At 50.6% G+C, this 23,526-nt stretch carries 19 protein-coding genes; 9 read left to right on the top strand and 10 right to left on the bottom strand.

Annotated elements, in window-relative coordinates; translation table 11 throughout:
* Positions 1-174: 174 nt before the first annotated feature.
* On the top strand, positions 175-1,095 hold the full coding sequence (locus G461_RS0121585; RefSeq protein ID WP_051333758.1) for a DMT family transporter: 921 nt from the start codon (positions 175-177) through the stop codon (positions 1,093-1,095).
* Between the two features lie 149 nt (positions 1,096-1,244).
* Here the strand turns inward: G461_RS0121585 and G461_RS25170 are convergent, their stop codons facing one another.
* Positions 1,245-2,459: a carbohydrate porin gene (locus G461_RS25170; RefSeq protein WP_169727287.1), complete on the bottom strand. Its 1,215-nt coding sequence runs from the start codon at positions 2,457-2,459 to the stop codon at positions 1,245-1,247.
* Between the two features lie 328 nt (positions 2,460-2,787).
* Here G461_RS25170 and G461_RS0121575 point away from each other — a divergent pair, with 328 nt between their 5' ends.
* Both G461_RS0121575 and G461_RS25165 read left to right on the top strand, forming a co-directional pair.
* Positions 2,788-3,465, top strand: a complete 678-nt coding sequence (locus tag G461_RS0121575; RefSeq protein ID WP_169727286.1) for a MalM family protein — start codon at positions 2,788-2,790, stop codon at positions 3,463-3,465.
* A gap of 136 nt (positions 3,466-3,601) precedes the next feature.
* Positions 3,602-4,516, top strand: a complete 915-nt coding sequence (locus G461_RS25165; protein WP_084429454.1) for a family 16 glycosylhydrolase — start codon at positions 3,602-3,604, stop codon at positions 4,514-4,516.
* 592 nt (positions 4,517-5,108) lie between these two features.
* On the opposite strand, the gene G461_RS25745 is transcribed toward G461_RS25165, so the two are convergent.
* From G461_RS25745 to G461_RS26565, 5 genes are all read right to left on the bottom strand, one after another.
* Positions 5,109-6,458 carry a family 16 glycosylhydrolase gene (locus G461_RS25745; RefSeq protein ID WP_051333755.1) on the bottom strand — a complete coding sequence of 450 codons (1,350 nt, stop codon included), beginning with the start codon at positions 6,456-6,458 and terminating at the stop codon, positions 5,109-5,111.
* Positions 6,459-6,565: 107 nt separating this feature from the next.
* A complete protein-coding gene (locus G461_RS0121560) occupies positions 6,566-8,443 on the bottom strand; it encodes a glycoside hydrolase family 127 protein (protein ID WP_026973405.1) in 1,878 nt (625 codons plus the stop codon).
* A 255-nt stretch (positions 8,444-8,698) separates the two neighbouring features.
* On the bottom strand, positions 8,699-10,120 hold the full coding sequence (locus G461_RS0121555) for an aldehyde dehydrogenase family protein (RefSeq protein ID WP_026973404.1): 1,422 nt from the start codon (positions 10,118-10,120) through the stop codon (positions 8,699-8,701).
* A 388-nt stretch (positions 10,121-10,508) separates the two neighbouring features.
* On the bottom strand, positions 10,509-11,837 hold the full coding sequence (locus G461_RS0121550; protein WP_026973403.1) for an anaerobic sulfatase maturase: 1,329 nt from the start codon (positions 11,835-11,837) through the stop codon (positions 10,509-10,511).
* 20 nt (positions 11,838-11,857) lie between these two features.
* The gene (locus tag G461_RS26565) at positions 11,858-12,481 is read right to left on the bottom strand and encodes a Crp/Fnr family transcriptional regulator (RefSeq protein WP_084429452.1); all 624 of its coding nucleotides are present in this window, start codon (positions 12,479-12,481) and stop codon (positions 11,858-11,860) included.
* Positions 12,482-12,647: 166 nt separating this feature from the next.
* Here G461_RS26565 and G461_RS0121540 point away from each other — a divergent pair, with 166 nt between their 5' ends.
* The 4 genes from G461_RS0121540 (at position 12,648) to G461_RS0121515 (ending at position 16,373) form a co-directional block, all read left to right on the top strand.
* Positions 12,648-13,463, top strand: a complete 816-nt coding sequence (locus tag G461_RS0121540) for a sulfite exporter TauE/SafE family protein (protein ID WP_026973402.1) — start codon at positions 12,648-12,650, stop codon at positions 13,461-13,463.
* Positions 13,464-13,579: 116 nt separating this feature from the next.
* Positions 13,580-13,942 carry a YidH family protein gene (locus G461_RS0121535; protein WP_026973401.1) on the top strand — a complete coding sequence of 121 codons (363 nt, stop codon included), beginning with the start codon at positions 13,580-13,582 and terminating at the stop codon, positions 13,940-13,942.
* On the top strand, positions 13,939-14,262 hold the full coding sequence (locus G461_RS25150; RefSeq protein ID WP_035480999.1) for a DUF202 domain-containing protein: 324 nt from the start codon (positions 13,939-13,941) through the stop codon (positions 14,260-14,262). Before G461_RS0121535 ends, G461_RS25150 begins: the two co-directional genes overlap by 4 nt.
* Before the next feature lie 842 nt (positions 14,263-15,104).
* On the top strand, positions 15,105-16,373 hold the full coding sequence (locus G461_RS0121515; RefSeq protein WP_084429450.1) for an MFS transporter: 1,269 nt from the start codon (positions 15,105-15,107) through the stop codon (positions 16,371-16,373).
* 55 nt (positions 16,374-16,428) lie between these two features.
* Here G461_RS0121515 and G461_RS0121510 read toward each other — a convergent pair whose 3' ends face one another.
* The 3 genes from G461_RS0121510 to G461_RS0121500 form a co-directional block, all read right to left on the bottom strand.
* A complete protein-coding gene (locus tag G461_RS0121510; RefSeq protein WP_026973399.1) occupies positions 16,429-17,193 on the bottom strand; it encodes an exodeoxyribonuclease III in 765 nt (254 codons plus the stop codon).
* Between the two features lie 143 nt (positions 17,194-17,336).
* On the bottom strand, positions 17,337-17,852 hold the full coding sequence (locus G461_RS0121505; RefSeq protein ID WP_035480997.1) for an NlpC/P60 family protein: 516 nt from the start codon (positions 17,850-17,852) through the stop codon (positions 17,337-17,339).
* Between the two features lie 182 nt (positions 17,853-18,034).
* Positions 18,035-19,339 (bottom strand): anaerobic C4-dicarboxylate transporter, encoded by a 1,305-nt coding sequence (locus tag G461_RS0121500; RefSeq protein WP_026973397.1) that lies wholly within the window; start codon positions 19,337-19,339, stop codon positions 18,035-18,037.
* A 462-nt stretch (positions 19,340-19,801) separates the two neighbouring features.
* Here G461_RS0121500 and G461_RS0121495 point away from each other — a divergent pair, with 462 nt between their 5' ends.
* Together G461_RS0121495 and G461_RS0121490 are read left to right on the top strand one after the other, a co-directional pair.
* Positions 19,802-21,475 (top strand): VRR-NUC domain-containing protein, encoded by a 1,674-nt coding sequence (locus tag G461_RS0121495; RefSeq protein WP_026973396.1) that lies wholly within the window; start codon positions 19,802-19,804, stop codon positions 21,473-21,475.
* A 94-nt stretch (positions 21,476-21,569) separates the two neighbouring features.
* The gene (locus G461_RS0121490) at positions 21,570-22,538 is read left to right on the top strand and encodes a hypothetical protein (RefSeq protein ID WP_026973395.1); all 969 of its coding nucleotides are present in this window, start codon (positions 21,570-21,572) and stop codon (positions 22,536-22,538) included.
* A gap of 275 nt (positions 22,539-22,813) precedes the next feature.
* Here G461_RS0121490 and G461_RS0121485 read toward each other — a convergent pair whose 3' ends face one another.
* The gene (locus tag G461_RS0121485) at positions 22,814-23,434 is read right to left on the bottom strand and encodes a short chain dehydrogenase (protein ID WP_281172036.1); all 621 of its coding nucleotides are present in this window, start codon (positions 23,432-23,434) and stop codon (positions 22,814-22,816) included.
* Between the last annotated feature and the right edge of the window lie 92 nt (positions 23,435-23,526).

Below are 23,526 nucleotides of genomic sequence, written 5' to 3'. Positions count from 1 at the left end.
CTTGATTGACCAAAAACATAAAGATAGTATTGGAGACAATATGAACACTTATCTTCACTTCAACCGTTGGCCTTCATTCTTGCCTGTAGCTTGGTAGGATGAGGTATGCCTGGCTACGAGAATCGTAGCCACAGTGAATCGTTCTCGTAGTCCAGCTTTTTTAAGGATTAGAGAATGGCTTCACACAACCTATATCAGATCAGCAAACGCCTTTTTCACGACAGCCAGCTCAAAGGGCTGATGTTTGCACTGCTCGGTGCAGCGCTGATGTCACTCAAACCCATACTGGTTAAAATCGCCTATCAGTTTGGCGGTGATACCCAGTCGGTTATGTTGCTGCGCGCGCTTAGCGCACTACCTGTTTATCTCGCCATATTGTGCATATTGTTGGCTCGCCCACATAACCGCAAAGTAGTAAAACAACAAGGTTGGAAAGCCGCTTTACTCGGGGTGGCAGGTTACTATTTGGCCGTATATTTTGATCTGACCTCGCTCAACTATATATCCGCTCAGTTGGAGCGCCTGATACTCTTCCTCTACCCCAGTATCGTGATATTCCTTTCATGGCTTATCTATAAAAAGGCCCCCACACCTAGCATGATCATTGCGGTTGTTTTGGGCTATTTCGGTGTTGCGGCCATTGCACTGAGTGATGTTTCGCTAGGAAGCGCCGATGTACTATTTGGTAGCAGCCTTGCTGCTGCTTCAGCGTTTGTGTTCGCCTGTTACCTGTTGTCCAGCAAACCATTAATCGGCAAGATGGGAAGCTCGCTGTTTACCAGTTTAGGCATGGCAAGTGCGAGTATCGCCATACTGCTACATTTTTCTCTATTCGGTAACGATGTAAGCACGTGGAGCAACGAGTTGATTGTGCTAGGCATAACATTGGGCCTGGTGTGCACCGTACTGCCCGCCTACCTGCTCTCTGCCGGAATGCAAATACTCTCACCTGCCGAGATTGGTATCACATCAAACATAGGCCCACTTATCACTACTGTTGCTGCGGTGTATTTTCTTGGAGAAGCGTTTACGATTCTCCATGGCTTAGGGCTGGTGTTAGTGGTGGTATCGATGGCTTTTCTACGTTCTAAGTAAGGGCGGAACCACTGGATAGGACTTAGGCACGCATAAAAAAGGAACCAAGCGATGTCGACTTGATTCCCGAAAATCACAAAAGTATGGGTGTTTGCCACTAGCCCCGGTTCCCCGGTGCCAGTGGCAAACGAGCGGAGTCTTAGCTGGGTTTACAAGAACACTTCAAAGTAGGTACCCACAGATAGCGCATCGGCTGTACCGAGCTTGGCGCCGGAGTTGGCGACAACTTCGGTATCCAGTCCACCGGTTGATACGTAGAAGTGAACGATAGGACGAGACATCAGATGATTACCCAAGGAGAAGTTCTGTGACAGGGTCAGCTTCCATGATGAGTTATTGCCATCATAGAAGTCGATATAGTCGTAGGCCGCTTCTAACCAGGTACTGATATGGGTGGTGTAGTAGTAGCCGCCACGGAACACTGCCTGACTCCACTTTTCGGTTTCACCATCGCGGTTGGTCGACATATCGTTATGCTCATGGCTCAGGGCATACATGATGGAGAACTTAGGTGACAATCGTTCTTGGCCATAAACAAACAGGCCCAGCGAACCACCGTCTTCCGCCACAACATTGCGTACAATGTTCTCTTTCACGCCTCGGCCATAGCGCACCATGTACTTGGTCCAGCCATCTTTGCGATTGTTGTTATAGAGCACGCCCAGTTGATAGGCATCTTCGTCGTAATCAAACTTTTCGCCGTTACCATTAAAGTGATCGCGGCTATCACCAAAGCCATAGTTGGCGAAAAAATCCAAGGTATGGCCATCAGTGATCCGCACACCTTTTAGGCTGGTCATCAAGGCGTAGCGACCATTGCTATCGGTAGCCCAACCATTTTTGGTCAGGCCTGAGATGGCACTAACGCTTAGCTTGCCAAATCCCAGGTCGATGTTGTCGATGCCGCCACCGGTGCCATCGTTTTGCAAAGGCTTGTAGTTGTTCAATAGCATCTGAACACGCTGGGCATAGCGTTGGCCAGCCCAAGGCATCGCTGATGGATTCGACTTGATTACGTTGTCACCGCCAGCCCACGCCTGAGCGGAACGCCAAGGATCGGAGTTGTAGTTATCGGTGGCCATAAACAGGGCGCGCCAATTGGAACCATTAGCCTTCCATTTCTTTTCAAAACCAATCTCGATGCCCATTGCCTGGTTGGCCAGGTGTCCGGTCAGGGCATACTGACTGCCAGCAGTCTTGATAACGTTAATCCCGTTACGGATGGAGTTACGGTACAACGGATCATCGTCGGTATAGGCTGCGCCAAAACGGGCATAACCGGTAAATCTAAAATTATCATCAGCAACAGTCGCTGCGGAGAGCAGCAACGAAGACATTACAATACTAGGTAGCAACTTATTCACTGAGAACATCCCTCATTATTATATATATTTTCCGTTAATAATTAGTCTCCCATGCGATACCACTTTGTCAGCTCTGTAAGTCATATGGTTAAACTATTAAATCCGACAATCACAAGGGGTAAGCAGCTGGATTAATTAATCGTGAGCAATTATCACACTGCAATTATTTATCAGCAATTAACAACATCGCTATTTTGGATTATTCCCATATAGCGGGAAGTTGAGCAGCAATTTTATTTATGAGAAATAACAGATTGGGCTTATACTAAGCTGGCGATCGCTTGTTATATCTAGCGATGACATGGAAACATATAAACGGAGAACGAAATTGAAAAGTGCAGTCAAGTGTCACAACACTAAAACAGCTAGCTTATTGCTATTTAGTTTTCTTTTGGGATGCAGCTCACAACATGAGCCTGTGGTACATCAACCAACAAAAAAGAATGAGATTAAAGACATTTCTCAAATATGGCAGTCTATTAACTCAAATAGTGCTGAAGGTACTAATACCCCAGCCTCAATTGAGTCCATATCGGTAATCGACGGCCAGCTTGATGCCCTAACCACCTATACCATCGACAACAGTGATGCCTTGGTGAGCCTGTATGGTAGATACCGAGCAGTCAAACTCATATCCATCCCTCAAGGAACAGCAGAAGCCCACTTATACAGCTATGCAAACAGTGAGTATGTATTCACTCCGCTGTATCAACTGTTAGATGAAAACTTCCTCCCTGTGGGCCAAGAAACACCAAGCAACTGGGTCGAACATGGCAGCATCAACCTCACTGACTATTTCTATACCCACTTGAATGATGCTAAAGCACTCAGCTCATCGGCCTACCTCGCGGTATATGCTAATCGTGATGACATTGGCAACACCTATTTCATGTTCGATCCTGAATATCAATACCATCATGACAATGGTACCGATTATCCCAGGAATATAATGCTTAAAGTAACCAGCACCGGTTTTGGTGTACTTGGCGCACAGTTTTACAAATAAGATCGTAGGGAAATAGTTAATTATGGCAACTGCCATAAATAGCTACATGAAGCTTAGGCAGAATCAAAGCCACGACAGATTGAATTAGCCTTGTCGTTTATAACAATATATAAGTGTTACTAACATGGAGTAAGTAATGACAGTTCGTGCTTTGAACAAAAAGACAATTAAACCCATAAGCCTAAGCTTGCTAATTGCGGGCTTTATGGGAAGCGCTTATGCAGCAACACCAATGCCACATACTGCCCAACCGGGTGAGCAATGGGTATTACAAGAAGACCGCTCAGATGAATTTGCAACAAAAGACTACGACAAATGGAATTTTGAGCCAATGTCGTTCGGAGTGTGGACTTGGGACGAAAGCAACGTCACCGTAGAAGACGGCATCATGAAGCTAAGCGCCGTTCACGAAGAACATACCAGAAAGTTCTGGGATGGCTGTAACAAGCAAGCGGTTGACGACTTCCCACTTTACTTCAAATCCGGTATCGCCAAGTCTAAGGTAAAAGGCACCTATGGCTATTACGAAGCCAAAGTGAAGGGCGCAGATCTTCACCCGGGCGTATCTCCGGCCTTTTGGCTCTACAGCGACTTTGACCGTTCACTGAAAGAAGATGGCGACGTGCAATATGCCGAGATCGACGTAGTAGAGCTGCAGCAAGACAATGAAGATGTTACCCACAGCGACCACAACCTACACAACGTGATCGTAGAGGACGGCAAACCCAAATGGATGCGTCCAAAGCCGTTCCCAGAGACTAACCAGAATCTACACAACCTTGGCTTTGATCCCCGTGAAGATTTCCACATCTATGCGGTTAACGTCACTCCCGACGATATCACCTGGTATGTAGATGGCGAGCAGGTTGGCTATAAGAAAAACCTGTATTGGCATGCTGATATGTCGGTAACCCTGTCATTAGGTATGCGCGGTGAACAGTTCACCCGCTGGGATTGCAACCAGTTCTACCCTGTCGATCTTGAAGGTGAAACCGGCCTGCCAACAACGATGGAAGTGGAATATGTGCGTGTTTGGGTACAGGAGGATTAATCAAGTTTTAAACCAGTATTGTTAGCTTATCGTTCCCTATCCGTTTCGCTGGCATCACTCTTGATGTCAGCTTTTTTATTTAACCCCCTCGCCAAATAAAATATTAAAATATCTTTTAAATACCACCATATGAAACAATAATCCCATATTCACGCCACTAAAAACTTAAATTATCAAGAAAAAAGAAACCCAGAAAGAAACCGCTATACCATTGTTTTTATTGCAATAATGAAAATCAATAAACGGCATATCGACGACGATTGATAAATAAATAAGCAATTCAATATATTTACTCTATACTCCGCTTGCATACCCACCATGTTTCAAAGTAGGAGAGAGCAATGAGAACAATCAGTATGTTATGCCTAATACTGTTTACTTTACCGGCCGCTTCGCACAGTGAAAGTACCACCGCTCCGGAGGTCCCTTGCTATAACGAACAGGGCGAGTTAATCGGTAGCAATGTTCCTGTCACTGAGTGTGAACACTTAACAGCCAAGTAGTCGTATAAGTGACAAAGCTACAGCGGGAGAAAAGAAAAGCCCTATACCAAATAGGCTCCGGTATAGGGCTTTTTGACGGGTAGAAGGTACTAGTCAATCAAAGTAATCGGGGTTTCGTTTGAGTAAACATCGGAACCGTTCGACGAACTAAACGAGGCGACCAACGCATAGTAGTGCCCTTGCGGCAGCTCATCAGATAACACGCTGTTTTCAGCTACCAGCTGCAACATACTGCTACCGGCATACTTGTAGTCATCGCCGAGCGCCTGCGTATCACTAACCATCGCGATGGTCTTCTCCACCCCTTGGGCATTTTTCTCCACTAGTTGCACTGTCAACCCCTGATAACTGGCAGCCACCAGGTGATAGTCACTACCGGCGTGGTATCCCACCTCAACGTCCAAGGGCTTTTGCCGTGAATAGACATTGGCCTGTACTGCAGCGGCGCCCTCAAACCAAATTGATGGCTGCGCCTTCCAGGTTTTCACGTATTCAACCTGCATACGCGCCTGCTCAGGGAAGCCCGCAGTGATCACGTTATCAGGGTTGGGATCGGCGCGTTGGCAGCCCGGATTGTACTTAATCAGATGGCGGCGCAGCCCCTGCGACAGGGTCAAACGCATTGGTCGGTGCCACCATTTGTTGGGCTTGGAACCCACCTTCACGCCATCCACATACCAGGTGATACGGTCAGGACGATTCTCAACCGCATAGGTATGAAAGCCCTTGCCGGGATCGAACGGCGCACGGTAGTGCAGCAATTGGTCTTCGGGATGGGCTTTGGGGCGCTTCCATACCAGCCTGCCGTTTTCTTCCACCCGCGCGTGCAGGTTGTGGTCCATATCGTACTGGTCGTCGACATCGTTTGGCGCGCGCCAATCGGCTTGCTGTAGCTCAACGATATCGATCTCACTGTAATCCACGTACTGCTGTTCACTGTTACCCCGGTCGGGATAAGGGTGGCCATCGCTATAGAGCCAAAACGCCGGGCTCAGCCCGGGAAACAGCTCAACGCCTTTAATACGCGCCTCGTAAAAGCCGTATACCGTCTCGGTTTTCATGCGAACCGCACCCGACTTGTAGTAGAAGGTACGGTCGACAAACTGTGGCTTACCGCCGGCGACGCCATCTCGGCAGCTATCAGCAAAGCGGCGAGTGTGGGTGTCTTGGGTGGTTTCGATAACCAGCAGGCCGTCCTTGATATAGGCATTGTTGGGGTCGAACGACCACGCCCCCACATTCAGTGAACGCGGGGCATTGTCCCACTTATCGCTGTCGAGTTGCTCAGCGTTAAACTCATCGCTGAGCGGTGAGAAGAGCTTCCACTGGATCGCCGACTCTGCAAAGCCATTGGGCAGGTTGTCGTGCCGGCTGTCAGGCGTAGCGGCCTGAGCCACCCCAGAGGCTATCAGGGTTGCAAGTACTAAGGTGTATTTCATGAAGTACCAATCAGATTCGTGTTCAGAGCAAAGCCGGAACCTTGCTGGGCCGTGAGGGTAAATGGGCCTTGGTAGGCCCGACGAACGCCGGACCTACCAAGTGCTTGCTAGGCGCGCGGCAGCCACACGCTCATATCCTGCTCTTCGCGGTTAGCCCAGGCAAAGTAAGGTATAAAGCGCACATTGACTCGCTGCTCGGCATCTTCGGTCATCGGGAAGTACAGCGTATCGCCTTTCGGGCGATGGATAAGCTCAGCGCTCAAGCCCACCATGTTGTGTGGCAGCTCGTCGATGGCCAGCTCTTTAAAGCTCACATTGGTTGGAATGGCCAAATCATCGATGGTGTAGCCCTCCTCGATATCGCTGCCCTCCAGGCAGTACACCACTGGACCACGTTTTACGGCCAGCATGCCATTGGCTTGCTCCAGCATCGGGTTGGCGGCATACAGACGCGGCTGCATCGGCAACACAAGGGTTAGTACATCGCCTTTGGCCACTTCCAATACGTGCATGCCTTTGGCAATCGCTTCACCATTGAGGGTAGCGCCCTCACACCATGAAGGAATACGGTAGTTAAGGCTTAGCCCACCTTGCGGCGCGTCGAGCACCTCGATGGTGACAGTCTCATCCCACGGGTAGTTGGTTTGCATATCGATGTTCACCGGTGAGCCACAAGGCAATACGGTATCGAGCTTGGCACCAGCAAACAGGTTAATCGATACTGCTTTGTCAGCCACCGAGTAGATCCACTTAGGCATGCCAGTAAAGGTGCGCAGCAGTTGCGGCGGGCAGCACCAGCAGTCGAAGGTAAAGAAGCGCTCGTTGGGCACGTGGGAGTACTGGCCAAAGCTTGGCTCAATATGATGATTGGCGCGATGCGCCAGTGGGTTCGCGTAGAAATAACGCGTCATATGTAGGTTTGAGCCCGAGATACCGGCGTTAAATAGAATGGTCTCCATCCAGTCGCCATACTCGGCCTTATTGGTCACCTGCAGCATGCGCTTGGCCCACATCGCCACGGCAATGTTGGCACAGGTTTCGTTGTAGGCCACCCGGTGCGGCAAGTCGTATTCAGCAGCGAAAGACTCGTAGATAGGGTCACCACGGTCTGACACGCCCACATACTGTGGCCCCACCCCACCGGTAATGTAGATGCGACGTTTGATCAGGTCCTGCCAGATGCGCTCTACCGCCTCGATCAGCTTGGCTTCACCGGTATGTGCGTAAACATCAACAGCACCGGCGTAGAGGTAAGCACCTGTTACCGCATGGCCAATCGGCTGGGTCTCTTCACGCAGGGCAACCCGGTTTTGGTTACAGTCACCGCCAATCTCGGGGTTTTCACCGCGCATATGGGTGAAAATATCCGCAAGCTCCAGATACTTAGGTTCCTTGGTGAGTTGGTACAGCTCTACCAAACCCATAATCTGGCTGGGGTTAAAGCCGAAGTGGCACAGGGCAAAGTCGCGGGTGGAGAAGGTTTCCCACAGGTAGTCGGCGGCGCGAATAGCAACGTTTAGCAGGCGTTTTTCACCGGTAACATCATGGTGAACACAGGCAGCGGTAAGCAGGTGGCCCATGTTGTATAGCTCATGGTTTTCCGTGTCGGTCCAGCGCTCTTGCTCAGTGAGTAAGGTTTGGGTACCGATGTAGCCGTCGTCTTCCTGGGCTGCTTCAATCCATGGAATGTACTTGTTCACCACTGCCAGAATCCGCTCATCGCGGGTCACCGCGTACTGATTCATACAGCCTTCAATAAACTTGTAGCAGTCACCGTCAGACCACTCGTTCATAAAGAACTTGCCTTCAACCTCGCCGGCAGCAATACCAAAGTTGAGCATACGGGCAGCGTTGTCTTCCGACAGCAGCGCGCCTTCCAGGTTTTCGATAATGCTCATGTAATCATTAACTCGATTAGCCCAAAAGCCATTGGTTAATGTTGCTTCACCCGTTTTAAGAGAAGTGAACTTGAAGTACTTTTCCATGTAAACACCTATTACGCTAAATCTAAACAAAGCTAGTTTACTAATTAATGAAGGCGCGAAATACTAAAACCACGCTAAACCTTAGTTAATTAAATTAACACAACCACCAACTCATTTAAGGTTAAATAAAGCCCGTTATTTAAAGTCCCACATACTGGAACAATCATCGCCACCCTAATGGCAATTAAAAATAGCGCGCAATAATGCGCGCCGCTTACCAGCAATTAATTAAGCAAATGAAATAAAAACAGTTAATTAAATAGCTTCACTCACCCGTGTTAAGTATAAATAATCATCGAGCGCGAACTTGGAGCAATCACAGCCAATTCCCGACTGCTTAATGCCCACGTGTGGCAGCTCAATGCTGTAGCTCACGCCATTGATTTGCACCTCACCGAACTCCAGTTGCTCCGATACACGCTGTGCCTTGGCCTTATCTTGGGTGAAGACATACGAGGCTAGGCCGGTGTCGGTATTGTTTGCTTGCTCGATCACCGACTGCTCGTCGTCAAACATGATAAGGCTGATAACCGGACCGAAGATCTCTTCGTGGTAGATGGTCATGGTGCTATTCACGCCACTGACAATCGTGGGTGGATAGAACGCGCCCTTGGCATCGCCATCGAAGCTTCCGCCAGCCAGTACCGTGGCACCTTTGTTAACCGCATCAGCCACCAGCGCATGGATCCGGGTGCGCGACTGCTTGTCGATCACCGGCCCCATGACAATGTCTGCATCACGGTCAAAGCCCATGGTCACGGCTCGGGTTGCACTCACCAAAGCCTCTACAAACGCAGGTTTGATCTGGCTTTGCACAAACACCCTATTGGGCGCCACACACACTTGGCCACTGTTGCCGTACTTGAGGGATATCAAGGTGGCAACGGCCTTATCGATGTCCGCATCGTTGTAGACAATAAAGGGGGTATTGCCACCGAGCTCCATGGAGTAACGCTTGATCGACGAGGCACCAGCCTGCATCACCTTGACGCCGGTATTAATGGAGCCGATTAGGGTTAACAGCGAGGGAATGGTCGAAGCCGACAAGAAGTTACCGATCTCGTTATCACTGCCGGCAATCACGTTCACACACCCTGCAGGCAGGCCGACTTGCTCGCAGATCTCACCAACCAGATAGGCCGATAAAGGCGCTTTCAGGCTGGGTTTTAGTACCACCGGACAACCCGATGCCATGGCCGGGCCCAGCTTGAAGCCAAGATTGAGCAATGGGAAGTTCCATGAGAGATAAGCCACCACAACGCCCACAGGCCGGTACTTTAGGGTGTGCTTATGGGTAGCCGCAGTCCCTTCTATCTGGGGCGGCGTAAAACGTTTGATCTCCTCGGCATAGAAGCTAAGGCTATCCACCAGCTTTTGGAAATCTTCACCGGTACTTGCCCAACTTTTACCTGTTTCGATATGGACCGCCATGCGCAAGCGTTCTTCATTCTCAATAAAAGCGCCACGTAGCTTGTGCATCCATTCAACACGCTCATCGACAGGTAGGGTGGACCAGCTGCGCTCAGCCGCTTTAGCAGCATTGAGGGCTTCGTTAGCTATCGCTCGATCGGCTATAGAAATCACTGCAACTTTTTCATCAGTGGCCGGATTGATAACATCAAACTTACTGGAAGACTCTACTGATCGACCATCTATATACATCCTTGAACTAATCATCTTAAATCTCTATCAAAACAGTAATTAATTAAAACTTAAAGCATCCACTTAATAGGGGATCGCATAAACACGCTATATACCCGAACAACCTCAAGATACTTGTTCAGCGAGATTTTCCAGTCCCTCAGGCAAGGCACTGCTCCGCCGATATAGTGGCCTAAATCAAGGAGCAGTAACGCAGCATGAGGGGCTGGAAAACTCGCCCTTTGGGAGGCGCTCAATATTCATAGTTCTTCGTTGAAAACACTCGAAATGAGTCACCATTCCTTCGTATTTTCGCCTCGCCCTATGGATATTGAGCGCCTCTGAATCCTGCATCTTGAGATTGCTCGGGTATATACATCTAAGCATTAGCAATGCACTTAACCTAAATGTAAATCTATTCACCTCAACTTCCACAGCAACGTTTATATTTCAATCCACTACCACATACGCAAGGTGAGTTTCTTCCTAAAGGCTTTAAACCACTTTTTAATAGTGCACCCTGCCGCTCTTGCTTAAGTAAAGGCATCACCTCAGTAGCGGGATGGCCATTTGTCAGTAGCTCGCACATCAGCTTCATCGCCCGTTCAGTGTGAGAAAAATACTGGTAATACCCCTCGCACAAGTAGTTATGGTCGGGCTTACCCACACCGGTACCGACAAAACGGTGTTTGGGGCAGCCGCCATAACAGGCCGACAGATACTTACAGCCCTTGCACTTGTCATTTAAGCTGGCGGACTTCTGCTCACCAAATGCGCGCGCTTCCGAGCTTTGGTTCATTTGGGCAATGGTAGACTGATGAATATTGCCTAGCCGATAGTCGGGATAGACGTAGTGATCGCATTGGTAAAGATCACCATTAGCCTCCAGTGCAAAGGAGTGGCCACAACGCTCGGCGAAGTAACACACACCCGGCGGCCTGCCCAACCAACTGGCCAGTGTCGAATCGAAGGTTTGAACGAACACCTCGCCAACATCGCTTGCCACCCAGACATCAAAGATGGCATTCAAAAACGCCCCGTAGTCCTTGGCCAATACCGACTCAGGGGTAACTTGGTTGGTCACTTGCTCGGGGCTGGCAAAACTCAGCACGGTCTCCGCATCGCTCACGACCCGCTCTACCAGTGGGATAAACTGGATATACTTCGCGCCCAAGGATTTCAGGTACTGATAAACCGCTACCGGGTGCTGGGCATTCAGCGCGTTCACCACGGTCAACACGTTAAACTCGACCTGATGCTTCTTAAATAATGCCAAGGCCCCAATGACCTTGTCATGGCTGCCCTTGCCACCAGCAGTAACTCGATAGTGATCGTGCAGCTCTTTAGGGCCATCGATGGAAATCCCTACTAAAAACTGATGCTTGGCAAAGAACTCGCACCAGGCATCGTCGAGCAGCACACCATTGGTTTGAAACGCGTGACCAACGGTTTTGCCCTGCGAGTGCTTGTCACACAGCGCCACCACCTTTTGGTAGAAGCCAAGACCAAGCAAGGTGGGCTCGCCCCCTTGCCAGGCAAACTCTACATACTCGCCGGGCTGGGCATCGATGTATTGACGGATAAACCGCTCCAGCGTGTCATCCGACATCCGCCAGTCCGCTTTGCGTTCTGGGTAAAGCTGTTCCTTCTCTAGATAGAAGCAGTAGTCGCAAGCTAGATTGCACATCGCCCCAGAAGGCTTAGCCATCACATGGCAAGGGGTCGAGTGAGTGTTTGAAAGCGTGTTGTTCATGTTGTGCGGCTCAGCCTTGTTTAGTTGTCGACTAGGGTCTTGCGGTACTGCGACAAGCCTTCCAAACTGGATGGCTTCGGCTTGCGGCTGTTCACATCGAGGATCCCTTCTGCCTTAAGGGTTTTACAAAAGCGGATCACCGTGGTGGTGTCGGTACCGCTATGCTCACCTATCTCCCGGTAGGTCCAGGGGTAGTCGGGGTAAAACTTGAAGACATAGTAAATGGTGTCGATGATCCGCTTCTTGGAGCTAAAAGAGTTAAATTGCAGCAAGCGTTTTTCAGCCTCGCCCAGCTCAGAACACACCTCTTTCATCAGGTAACTGGTCAACTCCGGCGCTAGCATTTCTAGCGACTTGTAATCATTGATTCTTGCTTTAACGATCTTGCTGTTAGACATCGCCCTTGCCGTAGAGGGGTAACACTGATTGGTGAACAGCGTTCTATAGCCAAAATAGGAACCCGGCCCATACAGCCGTAATAGTGACTCTTTACCGCTTTCCGACACCTGATATAAACCAATTAGCCCTTCCTCAATGTAATAAATCCCCTTGGCTGGAAAACCGCTTCGATAAAGGCTTTCCTTTGCCTTTATGAATATCGTCTCTAGTTCATTTGCAATGTAGTGTCGTATGTCTTTTGGCATTTTCTCAGTCGTCTTAGCTGCAACTTTTTCACTAGCAACCTTACCGCTATCAAATGCGGATCAATATGGCTGGCGCCATAAAGGGAGGCTGAAAAACTAGAGTAAAGTCACATTATCGTAAACGTTTACCCTTTTATTACGATTTGTTGACTTGTGGAGGTTGCTAGTGGAGTTTACGGCGCTGTTTGCCGAGCTAATCGCAGCGGAGGCTCTGATGCTAAAGCTGTTTCTCGGAGGTATATTTGGCTTATGTTTAGGGCTGACTGGAGTCGGTGGTGGCGTGCTACTGATCCCAATGCTTCAGCGCTGTTGCGATATGCCGCCAGTGCTTGCGGTGGGCACCGCCAGCCTGATTGCCACCATGGTGAAAGTGAATGCTTCGATAGCCCATGTGAAGGCAAAAAACGTCTCGTGGAAGACGGTGAGCATGCTGTTTGTTGGGGCCTTACCTCTGACCTATTCGGTCACTCAATTAGTGGTCTACTTCAATAGCCATCACCTCTACGCAAATATCACTCAGCAAGTGGTAACTACCCTAATCTTGCTAATTATGGTCGTATCGCTGATATCGGTATTGTTAAAATCACGAAAAAATAAAACCCAGTCACTAATTCATATCGAGCAACCTTTGGCATCAAAAAAAGCACTACTCTCAGGGGTGTTTTGTGGGTCGATTATTGGCTCAACCGGAGTGGGTGGTGGCGTGCTATTAATCCCCATCTTAAACAGCGTATTGAATGTAAATATTAAAAAATCCATTGGCTCATCGGTGATATTGGCTTTATTTTTGTCGGGTGTCACAGCACTGGGTTATGCCAAAGGTGGACAGACCGATGTCACCACTGCGCTGATCTTTCTCACCGGCTCGTTTCTGGGTGTGCCTGTCGCATCGCACCTAATGAAGAAGCTGTCAGACAACTCCATCTACAAGATCACCATTAGCGTAATCTTTGTCAGCCTGTTGTTTTATACACTGACCTAGATATACGCAAGCCTAGACACTCTTGAGCACTTGCAAGCTATCACTCATATACCGTAAGTTGTTGCTATTCAGTCGTTTTGACAGCTCTCGAGGCGGTATCCAAGGAGGTTATACCGATGCGATTTAACAGGCCCAGACGCGCATGGCGCTCTCAAGGCACCCCGCCGGATTATCGCTTCTCGTTGGCTAACGAGAGGACCTATCTAGCGTGGATCCGCACCGCCTTGGCGCTGCTGGCGGCGGCCATCGGCATCGACCAGCTAACGCCGGAGCTGGCCAACCCGCAGGTGCGTATCGCAATATCATCGTTTTTGTGTTTCTTTTCTGGCTCGCTGGCGGTGTTTGCCTATCGGCGCTGGGCGCGCAATGAGGATGCGATGCGCAAGGGCTCGGAGATTAAATACACCAAGTTCTTAAAAACAGTCAGTGTGGTGATGGTGTTTCTGACCCTAACCATCACCATCGTTATCGTGCTATGAAACGTGACCCCGGTCTACAGCCCGAGCGAACTTCGCTGTCTTGGCTGCGCACCCAACTGGTGCTGTTCGGTGTGGGCTTAGCTGAGGTGGTGCTGCTGGATATCCATGGCTTTAGCTGGCTCGCCTTAATAGCGATTTTCTCGATAACCTTGGCGCTTGTTGGTAGCGGCTATTTTCATTACCGCTTCTCGGGCTTTTTTCGCCACTCGCAGGCAGTCGCCGCACAAGAGTACTGGGTGAAGATCGCCGTCTCAGCAATAGTCGCAATATTAGCGGCTTGTTACTTAGTATTTATGCTGCTTAGTGTATATATTCCGTGAGTATACCCAAGCAACCTCAATCTAGAGCAGTAGCTGACAATACTCAGAGTCCCTCTCATTACAGTTCTCCGCGTGATACCCACCAGGCTCGCTGGCTATCAATCCACAAATACCGAGTGAAGTAGACATAATGAACTACTTGTTAAACGGCACACCACAACAACATCCCGCCATCTGGAACAAACATTCCACCTTTAACTTGATCACAGTTTTAACTGAATTCGGCTGAATATAATTTAACCACCTTGGGAGCACGTCGCCAGGATTGGTCTAATGGATATGGGAAAGACGAGTGGATATAGCGAACTAATAGACTTTGGCTCGAAACACTCACGGTTTAATCCCACTGCGGGTCAAAACACGGCTGATAGATCGCTAGCTGAGAAAAATCAGTTTGTTGATACCCTAGCACAGGCGTAAGAACTGATACTCAGTGGACATTTGGATAGCAATGAGCCAAGGGCATTCTATCCAAGCATGATTCTCGATGGTCTGCATGAACGAATAAAGACTCTCCACCAACGGCGCTTCGGCTCAGCACCCCGTATGCGCAGCATTGATGGTGAACAGCATGTCATCGATGTCAAAAGCAATACGAGCTTTGGTTTCGCGTTTTAGCCGTTCGCCTACAACTGGCATGTGGCATGTGGCATGCAATAGTGCTGATCAACACTGTTTGGAGAAATGCAGGACAACAGCCTCTAGTAAGGCAGCCACCTTTCTCCCGTAGGCATCAAGCAACCTGAAATTGGTTGTGATAGCTCGGGCTGCACTCTGAGCTATCACCTCTGCCTGGTACGAGAAACCACAAGCATTCTTCTAATCAAGAAAGGAAGCTGACCATGAGTACTCACACCCTAGCAATGACGAAGGAAAAAAGCCCGACACTGGTGGTTTTTTCTGCTGGCGCGTTTTTTTTCTACAGCTTTATTCAAATGACTCTACTTGGCACAGAAACCATGAAAGCATTCTTTATGGACAACCTGGCCTTAAGCTCGGCGGCAGAGTTTGGTAACTTTGCTGGCGCATTTTTGTATGGCACGGTACTGATGCTTATCCCTGCCGGGGTCATTCTCGATAAGTACTCAGTCAAGAAGAGCTTACTGGCAACATTACTGTTAATGATTGCTTGTAGCTTTGGCTTATCTATCACCACCGACGTGTTTAGCGCATCGCTACTGCGCTTCTTAATGGGCGCTGCACATTGCATCGCATTTATGGCTCCATTTCGTCTGGCACCTCGTTGGTTCCCCTCGGAAAAGTTAGCGCTCGTCGCGGGTAGCTTGGTGGCATTTGCAGTGTTCGGAGGCTTTGTATCAGGCGCGCCATTGTTGGCAATTATTAACGCCACTAGCGTACAGATAGCAATGGTGTTGAATACTCTACTCGGTGGCATCATCCTGCTGATGGTGCTGTTGTTTGTGCAAGATTCTCCCGATGGAGAAGTAGAGGCACAAGGCCTACAGATCTCACTCATCGAGGGCCTAAAGCTCGCCGCAAAGAACAAGCAAAATTGGCTGGCAGGCACCTTTATTGGCATGCTTAATTTGTCAGTGTTACTACTCGGTGCAGTATGGGGAACCACCTATCTGCGCTTCATTAACCCCGAGTTTACTGAAGCGACCTACACCGGCATTATCGGCATGATTTTTATCGGTACCATGCTCGGCTCACCAGTAACCGGACTCATTTCTGATAAGTTGCAATCACGAAAAAAAGCCATGTTAGGCGGCGCGATTATTTCATTGGCCATCATGCTACTAATCATGTTCCCGCCCTCAACCAGCGCCGGATTCTTTTATGTGATGTTCTTACTTTTGGGGATACTGACCTCAGCGCAAAGCATTGGCTACCCGGTGATTGGAGAGTCCAATCAGGACAAGGTGCTGGGTACTGCCAACGGTTTATCCGCGGTAATTCTTATGGGAATTGGCGCTATCGGGCAACCGTTCTTTGGTAAGTTAGTGTCGAGCTTTGGCGGTACCAGCTCCGCGAGCCCTCTTCAGATGCAAGCAGCCTTACAATCAGCCATCTGGATCATGCCTATCGCCTTTGTCATCTCAATTGTCTGTGTATTGTTTTTGGATGAGACCTTTAACCACAACCATTAGGTGATTGGCGAACTGCTACAAAACGCCGCTTTCAAGCGGCGTTTTGCTGGTGTCACTACAGCGCTAGCTCCAGCAGCACTGGGCAATGGTCAGAGCCCATCACTTCGTTAAGGATGTCGGCGCGGCTTAGCTGGTCTTGCAAGGCGGGCGAGCTGAGGAAGTAATCGATTCTCCATCCAATGTTCTTGCCACGGGCACCAGCGCGGTAACTCCACCAGCTGTACTTCACCTCGTCGCCATTGAGGTGGCGGAAGGTATCGATAAAGCCCGCTTCGGTGAGGTTATCCAAGCCGTCGATTTCAGCCTGAGTATACCCGGCGCTTTTGTTGTAGTTCGGCTTAGGACGAGCCAAGTCGATATCGCGGTGCGCCACGTTTAGATCGCCACACACCACCACTGGCTTGCGCTGCTCCAGCTGTTGCAGGTAAGTAAGGAAGTCAGCATCCCACTGCTGGCGGTACTCCAAACGCTTAAGCTCGCTGCCAGAATTCGGGGTGTACACGGTAACCAAGATAAACTCCGGGTACTCGGCGGCAATCACCCGGCCTTCCTGATCGTGCTCTTCGATGCCCATATCGTATTCCACCGAGATTGGCTCGCTGCGACTAAGGATGGCGGTGCCCGAATAGCCCTTGCGCTCGGCCGAGTTGGAGTAGATGTGGTAGCCCTCAAGCTCGGCCAGTGCCGCGCTCACCTGATCATCCTGAGCCTTGGTTTCTTGCAAACACAACACATCGGTATCCATGTCGATAAGCGACTGCATAAAGTCTTTTTTCATCACCGCACGGATACCATTTACATTCCACGACACTAAACGCATAACGAGAGCTTTCCTTTAGTTCATTTAACTTACTGTTAACTCGGCAAGTGTAAGGGAAGCGGCTGGCTAAGCCTAGGGGCTATTGACCTTTTGGGGGCAAAGTTTGTTTAAACAGCATCAGAGCAAGCAAACGCAGAAAAAAGCTACAGCACCCGGCGGGCGCGCCAGTAGTTCTTGCGCCAGTAGGGGTTGCTTAGCTCAGAGATGATCACCCCTTTGCTGTAGGAAGCGTGCAAAAAGCGCTGGCTGTCGAGCATCATGCCGACATGGCGCTGATTGCGGCCGGTTTTAAAGAACACCAGATCCCCGGCTTGTAGCTGCTGTTTAGACACGGCAGTCCCCACCGATGATTGCTCTTGGGTAGTGCGTGGCAGTTGTAGCGAGAAGTGCTGCTGATAGGTCAGTTGCACCAGCGCCGAACAGTCGACCCCCGACTTACTTTGTCCGCCCCAACGATGCGGCACGCCGTGCCAGTCGGCATGTTGCGCCACCAGCTTGTCGTGGATGGAAAGCACGGCAGGGTCGATATTGCCTAGGTGTTTAGTAGGCTTGGTGTGTGAAGGCTGTGGCGACGACGCACTGGGAGCAGAAGGTCGGTGGCTACACGCGCCTAAACTGAACACCGCCACCAATAACCCTACTAACTGGAGATTCTTCATAAACAATCGAACTGGACCTGATAAGTTCCGCTGCCCTATACCAAACCAGGTAAGTAATAGGCGCTGTTGCAAATACTGAAATGCCCGGCAAAAACGGGCATTTCAGTGTTACCTGAGGTAACAGAGTATCAGGTAATCAACAGCTTGCCAGCCAGATTACGTGAAGCGGCTCTAACTGCTGATTAAAGCACCACGCCGCCAATCAGGAAGCCAAGCGCCACCGAGGTTGAGATGGTTACTACACCCGGAATAAAGAAGGGGTGGTTAAACACCAACTTGCCAATCCGAGTCGAGCCAGTGTCATCCATCTCCACGGCGGCCAACAGGGTTGGGTAGGTCGGCAATACAAACAGCGCAGACACTGCAGCAAAAGCAGCAATCGCGGCAACCGGGCTGACCCCCATCGCCAAGGCAGCAGGCATTAGCGCCACGGTAGTCGCCGCTTGTGAGTAAAGCAGCATCGATGCAAAGAACAGCAACACCGCCAGCATCCACGGGTAGTCTTGCAGTACGCTGCCAGAGATCTCTTTGATGCTCTCGATATGGCCAGAGACGAAGGTATCGCCCAACCACGCCACACCCAGCACACAGATACACGCGCTCATACCCGACTTAAACGTCGCGGCACTAAGCACATCGCTGGTATCTATCTTACAGGTCAGCGCAATCGCGCCTGCCGCGGTCAGCATAAACACCATAATCGCTTCATCGCGGCCCAGAGTCGGGTTGGCAATCAAGCCTACGTTGTCGCTAATCGCGGTGGCATAACCGACCACGGCAGCAATGGCGATAACGAAGATCAGTACTGAGCGACCGGCGGTCGCTGGCAGCTCAGCCACCTTGGTCTTGTCACGCAGCGAAACCAAGCCTTTGGCCAAACGCTCTTGGTAGACCTCGTCGTCTGCCAGCTCTTTACCGAGGAACTGAGCGACAAAGGCACCGGCCATACAGGCCATAAAGGTAGCCGGAATACAGATAGCCAGCAGCGTTAGATACCCCACGCCCTTGCCTTCCAGCATGCCACTGAAGGCCACCACAGCGGCTGAAATAGGCGATGCGGTAATCGCAATCTGCGATGCCACCACCGCGATGCTCAAAGGACGCGAAGGACGAATGCCCTGCTCTTTTGCCACCTCGGCAATCACCGGCAAGGTTGAAAAAGCGGTGTGGCCGGTACCCGCCAGCAAGGTCATGATGTAGGTAACAATCGGTGCCAGAAAGGTCACTTGCTTAGGGTTGCTGCGCAGCACCCGCTCGGCAATGTTAACCAGATACTGCATCCCACCAGCCACCTGCATCGCAGCAATGGCGGCAATCACTGACATAATGATTAGGATCACCGATACCGGGATGCTGCCCGGAGCCATTCCTAGTACCAGTGTCAGGATCAGTACCCCGATACCACCGGCATAACCGATACCGATGCCGCTTAAGCGGGCACCCAAGAAAATGGCACCCAGTACCACTAATAATTGAACAAGAACCATGGTTCCTCTGCGTAAGTATGTTGTTGGTTGAGCGAGGAGTCTTTAGCAGCAAGGTCACACTAAGATTAACTTCGCGTGACTTTTTTAATACCTCAAAATCATGTGCGAATGATGCTGCAAGCTAAGATCTTAATCAAGCACCACAGGAGCAACATTTAGATAATATGTTCATATAAATGACCTTTGTTAGTGCTTTTCGTTGGGCTAACCATTTTGCGCAGTAGATAAAACCACCCAAGCATCATATAGCTTCAGTGCTAGTGGCTTGTTTTGATTGCGATTTGTAGTCCTACAGCGTTTCGCAGTTTGTCTTGTATCCCTGTGCAGTTGGAACGAGCAGGGTCAAGCGCGCCTGAGTCGTTTGTTTGCTGAGAATCGCTTAGATAATGTTGCTAGTTTATGGATTAAACGGGTTACCATTTAAGCGGGCTACACTCCGTTCAGGCAACCACCGGAAGAACCGTGAAAATAGAAACAGCCAAGGTCGACGACCCTTTTTACTACCTGCAAAACCTGCAAACCCTGCTGGGCTTTGTCACCGACCGCTATTGGGCGCTGTTCTCACCAGAAGAGCAGCAACAGCTCACGGCCATCGACTCACTGACCCAGCCTGCACAGGCAGTGCTGTGTAGGATGGTGATGCGCAAGGGCGAGCTATTTCGAGAGAGCAAGCTGCAGTACCCAGAGATTGCCGACACCGCCGCCGCGCTTAACGAGCTCGGCGCCAAAGGCTTGGTCACCACCTGCGCTAAGGTGAACAGCGAACAGCTGGCATCACTACTTACCAAAGCAGAGCTGTTAAGCTTTGCCCGGCACACTTACCCGGAGCTGCCGTGGCCGGCTTCGCTAAGCAAGCCAAAGTTAACCGAGCAGCTACAACGGCAAATACCCGCAGAGCCTAGCTTCCCACTGGTTGAAGCCCTACACGTCGCCACAGGCACTAAGGAGATAGGCGTTCAACTACTAGTCGATGCGCTGTTTGTTCGGGTTCGGCTGCTGTTTTTTGGCAACCTCTATCAAGACTGGAGCGAATTTGTCACCACCGAGCTTGGCCATCGCCAGTATGAGCGCGTCGACCTTACCGACACGCCCGCCACCTTTGACTCACGTGAGGTACTTGAGGCCTACATCGAGATGCATCAGCTAGCCGAGCAACTGGAGCAAGCCGACGATGTACTCACGCTCTGGCCACAGCTGCCATGGCAAGCGCCAAAGCATACTTGGCTGGACCGCCGGCGCAGTAAGCTGCTGTTTCAGGCCGGTCGTCAGGCCGAGCGCCAACAGCAATATGCCCACGCTATCGAGGCTTATCGAGAGAGCCGCTACCCCGAGGCGGCGGTGCGTTGGTGCCGGGTGAGCGAGCTAAGCGAGAGCCAAGAGCAGTGCTACCAGTTTGCCGAGGAGCAACTAGCGCAGGCCAGCGCAGCCATCGATAAGCTGCGCATCTCGCGGATCTATCAGCGCAGCGCGCGCAAGCTCAAACAAGCGACGCCGCTGCTGTTTACCCTAGCCCGCCCAAACACTTGGCAGCTAGATCTTCCCCAAGCGCCAGTTGAGCAGCTAGAGCGAAGCTGCGCCGCTGCCATTGGCGAGCCCGACGCGCCTTGTGTCTATGTGGAGAACCTGCTGTTCAATGGCCTGTTCGGTCTGTTGTTTTGGCCAGCCATCTTCGCACCCGTGCGCGATGCGTTTTTTCATCCGTTTCAGGCCGCCCCAGCGGATATGTACAGCCGCAGCTTTAGTCGCAAGCGCCAGTCCATCATCGACGACTGCTTTGCCCTGCTAGAGCAAGGCCAGCATGGTGATGCGATGCATGCGACCTTGAAAGATAAGCAGGGTCTGGCCAATCACTTTATCTACTGGGAGGGGCTCAGTCCTGAGTTGCTGGATATGGCGCTGCGCTGTATTCCCGCACCACAGCTCGAGCTTATCTTCCGGCGCATGCTGCAGGATCTGCGACAACACCGCAGTGGTTTTCCTGATTTGATTCAGTTCTACCCCGCCAGCCAAACCTATCGTCTCATCGAGATCAAAGGCCCCAACGATCGCCCGCAAGACAACCAACGGCTATGGCTCGACCTGTTCGCCCGCGAGGGCATCGACGCCAGTGTGTGTAATGTGAGCTGGCCCGAATAACGTTAGCTGGCCCCGATATTTCACCCGCGCTGCTTGCTTGGTCATTTTTACAGCAATAACATGCACTTCAAGCACTAACAACAGGAAGCAGCAAGTGCAATTCCCCCTACAGCGGCGCTATCAATCACAAGCTTCACCGCTTATCGAGCATCTCTATCAACACCGGTTTCGTTATACCCAAGCGATGCTGGGGCTGTTGTTATTGATTGTCCTCGCCTTGCACCTGCAACAGCCCAATACCTCCCTCACCAGCGTATTGCTCTCTAGCGAGCAATCGGCTCATCAGCAGCTATTAAGGGAGCATCTCTCCCAAGAGCAGTGGGCCAGCCTGACCTTAGTCCTCGGCTTGCTAGGGCTGCTATGGCTACTGGTGTGGACGCGCACTCACCTCTGCTACCAAGTGGATTTGCTCGGCTATAACCAACAGGGGCAGCCCGAAGGCGCGCTTACCATTGAGCTAGGCTGGTATCGCAAAAGCTACTCGCTACACGAGCTGCTGTTATCCGAACAGGTAGAACGGTGGTGGCCTGCGCCGGCCCTAAGCAAACAGCGCCTTAAGCTGCAGTTTACTCAGAGAACCCTTGAACTCTCCCCCGACAACAGCAGCGACTTTCTCACCCATGTAGGTCAAGAACGCGAACAGCTGGAGCTGCGCAAACTGCGCCACCAAGAAGGCCAAAGCAGCGCTTTGCAGTTTCCTAAATTGAAGGTGGCCTTCTCCGGCTGGAGCAAAGAGTTTGTTGGCGGCAAACGTAACAGCTACTTAATGCACCTAACCTCGGAGAGCCTCGACCCCTTATCACTGCTGCACTACAGCGAAGATCTGTTTACCAACCAATGCTTTAAACACGGCGACTACGACTTTCCCGCCGATCAACCTCCCACCCATAAGCAATCGCAGATCCTGCAAGAGCTCAACTACATCGCCAACGAGTTTCCCTTCCGCATCAACGCCCCGGCACCGGGCTATATCATCCACTCCAAAGCCCACGGGCCATGCATCACCGTTTGCTGGCAGCATGGCGGTTTAAGTGAGCTGGTGTGTTGGCATGATGTGGGGTGAGCGAGCTAGTGGAAATAAGTAAATAATCTAAAGCAATTACTTCCACGTTGGAGAAAACTCCAGCTGACGAGGCCCAAGCAACTGGTTATGCGAGCAAGGGCGTAATCATTAACCACTCTGAAGTAGTTCAGCAGCAAAAAGCCACCCTAACGGATGGCTTTTTAGTCACTCGACACAAGCCTATTTACTGTTTTACATCGCCATATTGATACAGAACAGCGCTAAACCAAAGGTGCAGCCAAGGTCAGCAATGCTTGGCACAAGCAGTACAGTATTTACGCATCCACATACAGCACTTGACCACTGATAAACCCATCCACTGAACGCTCAAAGGCTTTGCCAACCAGTGTGCTAGGCACCGGCTCGAAGCCCGGCATCATCTCGCCATAGACATCCCATGCTTCTTTAAGCACGGTGGGGTTAATCACGTTGATACGGATCCCACGAGGCATCTCATGGGCGACACATTTTGCAAAGGTGTCGATTGCGCCACTGGTGGTTGCATCTGCGATGGCAAGCGGGATGGGTTTAACATTCAAGATGCCGCTGATCAGCGTGAAGGAACCGCCATCCGCAATGTACTTCTGGCCAATGCGTACCAGATTAATTTGCCCCATCATCTTGCTCATCACTGTGGTCATCCACTGTGACTCACTCATCTCGGTAAACGGTGCGTATTCACACACGCCAACCGTGTTCACCACCGCATCAAAATGACCGACCTTCTGATACAGCGCTTCGATCGACTGCTCGTCGGTGATATCGACAATATGATCGACATCGCCCGATAAGCCCGCAGTGATAACCTTGTGCTTACCTAAACCCGTGAGTGCCGCCTGGCCCATTTTTCCGCGAGCTCCGATTAAAATGACTGTTTTCATGTTGTTCTCCGACAGTTGAATTGACGGGGAGAACTCTAAACCTCGGGAAAAACAATTAGAAACAGATGTTTTTTGTTAGTGATACAAGATTTTCTTGTGTACCTGTA

The organism is Aliagarivorans marinus DSM 23064, from assembly GCF_000429485.1.
Taxonomy (GTDB): domain Bacteria; phylum Pseudomonadota; class Gammaproteobacteria; order Enterobacterales; family Celerinatantimonadaceae; genus Aliagarivorans; species Aliagarivorans marinus.
Note: the sequence above shows the minus strand (reverse complement) of the source record. Positions and strands in the feature narration are given on the sequence as shown.

Excerpts from the sequence above, each read along its gene's own strand:
- G461_RS25165 (WP_084429454.1), top strand. The coding sequence starts at position 3,602 with ATGACAGTTCGTGCTTTGAACAAAAAGACAATTAAACCCATAAGCCTA.
- G461_RS0121500 (WP_026973397.1), bottom strand. The coding sequence starts at position 19,339 with ATGGTTCTTGTTCAATTATTAGTGGTACTGGGTGCCATTTTCTTGGGT.
- G461_RS0121535 (WP_026973401.1), top strand. The coding sequence starts at position 13,580 with ATGCGATTTAACAGGCCCAGACGCGCATGGCGCTCTCAAGGCACCCCG.
- G461_RS0121510 (WP_026973399.1), bottom strand. The coding sequence starts at position 17,193 with ATGCGTTTAGTGTCGTGGAATGTAAATGGTATCCGTGCGGTGATGAAA.
- G461_RS26565 (WP_084429452.1), bottom strand. The coding sequence starts at position 12,481 with ATGCCAAAAGACATACGACACTACATTGCAAATGAACTAGAGACGATA.
- G461_RS25745 (WP_051333755.1), bottom strand. The coding sequence starts at position 6,458 with ATGAAATACACCTTAGTACTTGCAACCCTGATAGCCTCTGGGGTGGCT.
- G461_RS0121515 (WP_084429450.1), top strand. The coding sequence starts at position 15,105 with ATGAGTACTCACACCCTAGCAATGACGAAGGAAAAAAGCCCGACACTG.
- G461_RS0121560 (WP_026973405.1), bottom strand. The coding sequence starts at position 8,443 with ATGGAAAAGTACTTCAAGTTCACTTCTCTTAAAACGGGTGAAGCAACA.
- G461_RS0121505 (WP_035480997.1), bottom strand. The coding sequence starts at position 17,852 with ATGAAGAATCTCCAGTTAGTAGGGTTATTGGTGGCGGTGTTCAGTTTA.
- G461_RS25150 (WP_035480999.1), top strand. The coding sequence starts at position 13,939 with ATGAAACGTGACCCCGGTCTACAGCCCGAGCGAACTTCGCTGTCTTGG.
- G461_RS0121555 (WP_026973404.1), bottom strand. The coding sequence starts at position 10,120 with ATGATTAGTTCAAGGATGTATATAGATGGTCGATCAGTAGAGTCTTCC.
- G461_RS0121550 (WP_026973403.1), bottom strand. The coding sequence starts at position 11,837 with ATGAACAACACGCTTTCAAACACTCACTCGACCCCTTGCCATGTGATG.
- G461_RS0121585 (WP_051333758.1), top strand. The coding sequence starts at position 175 with ATGGCTTCACACAACCTATATCAGATCAGCAAACGCCTTTTTCACGAC.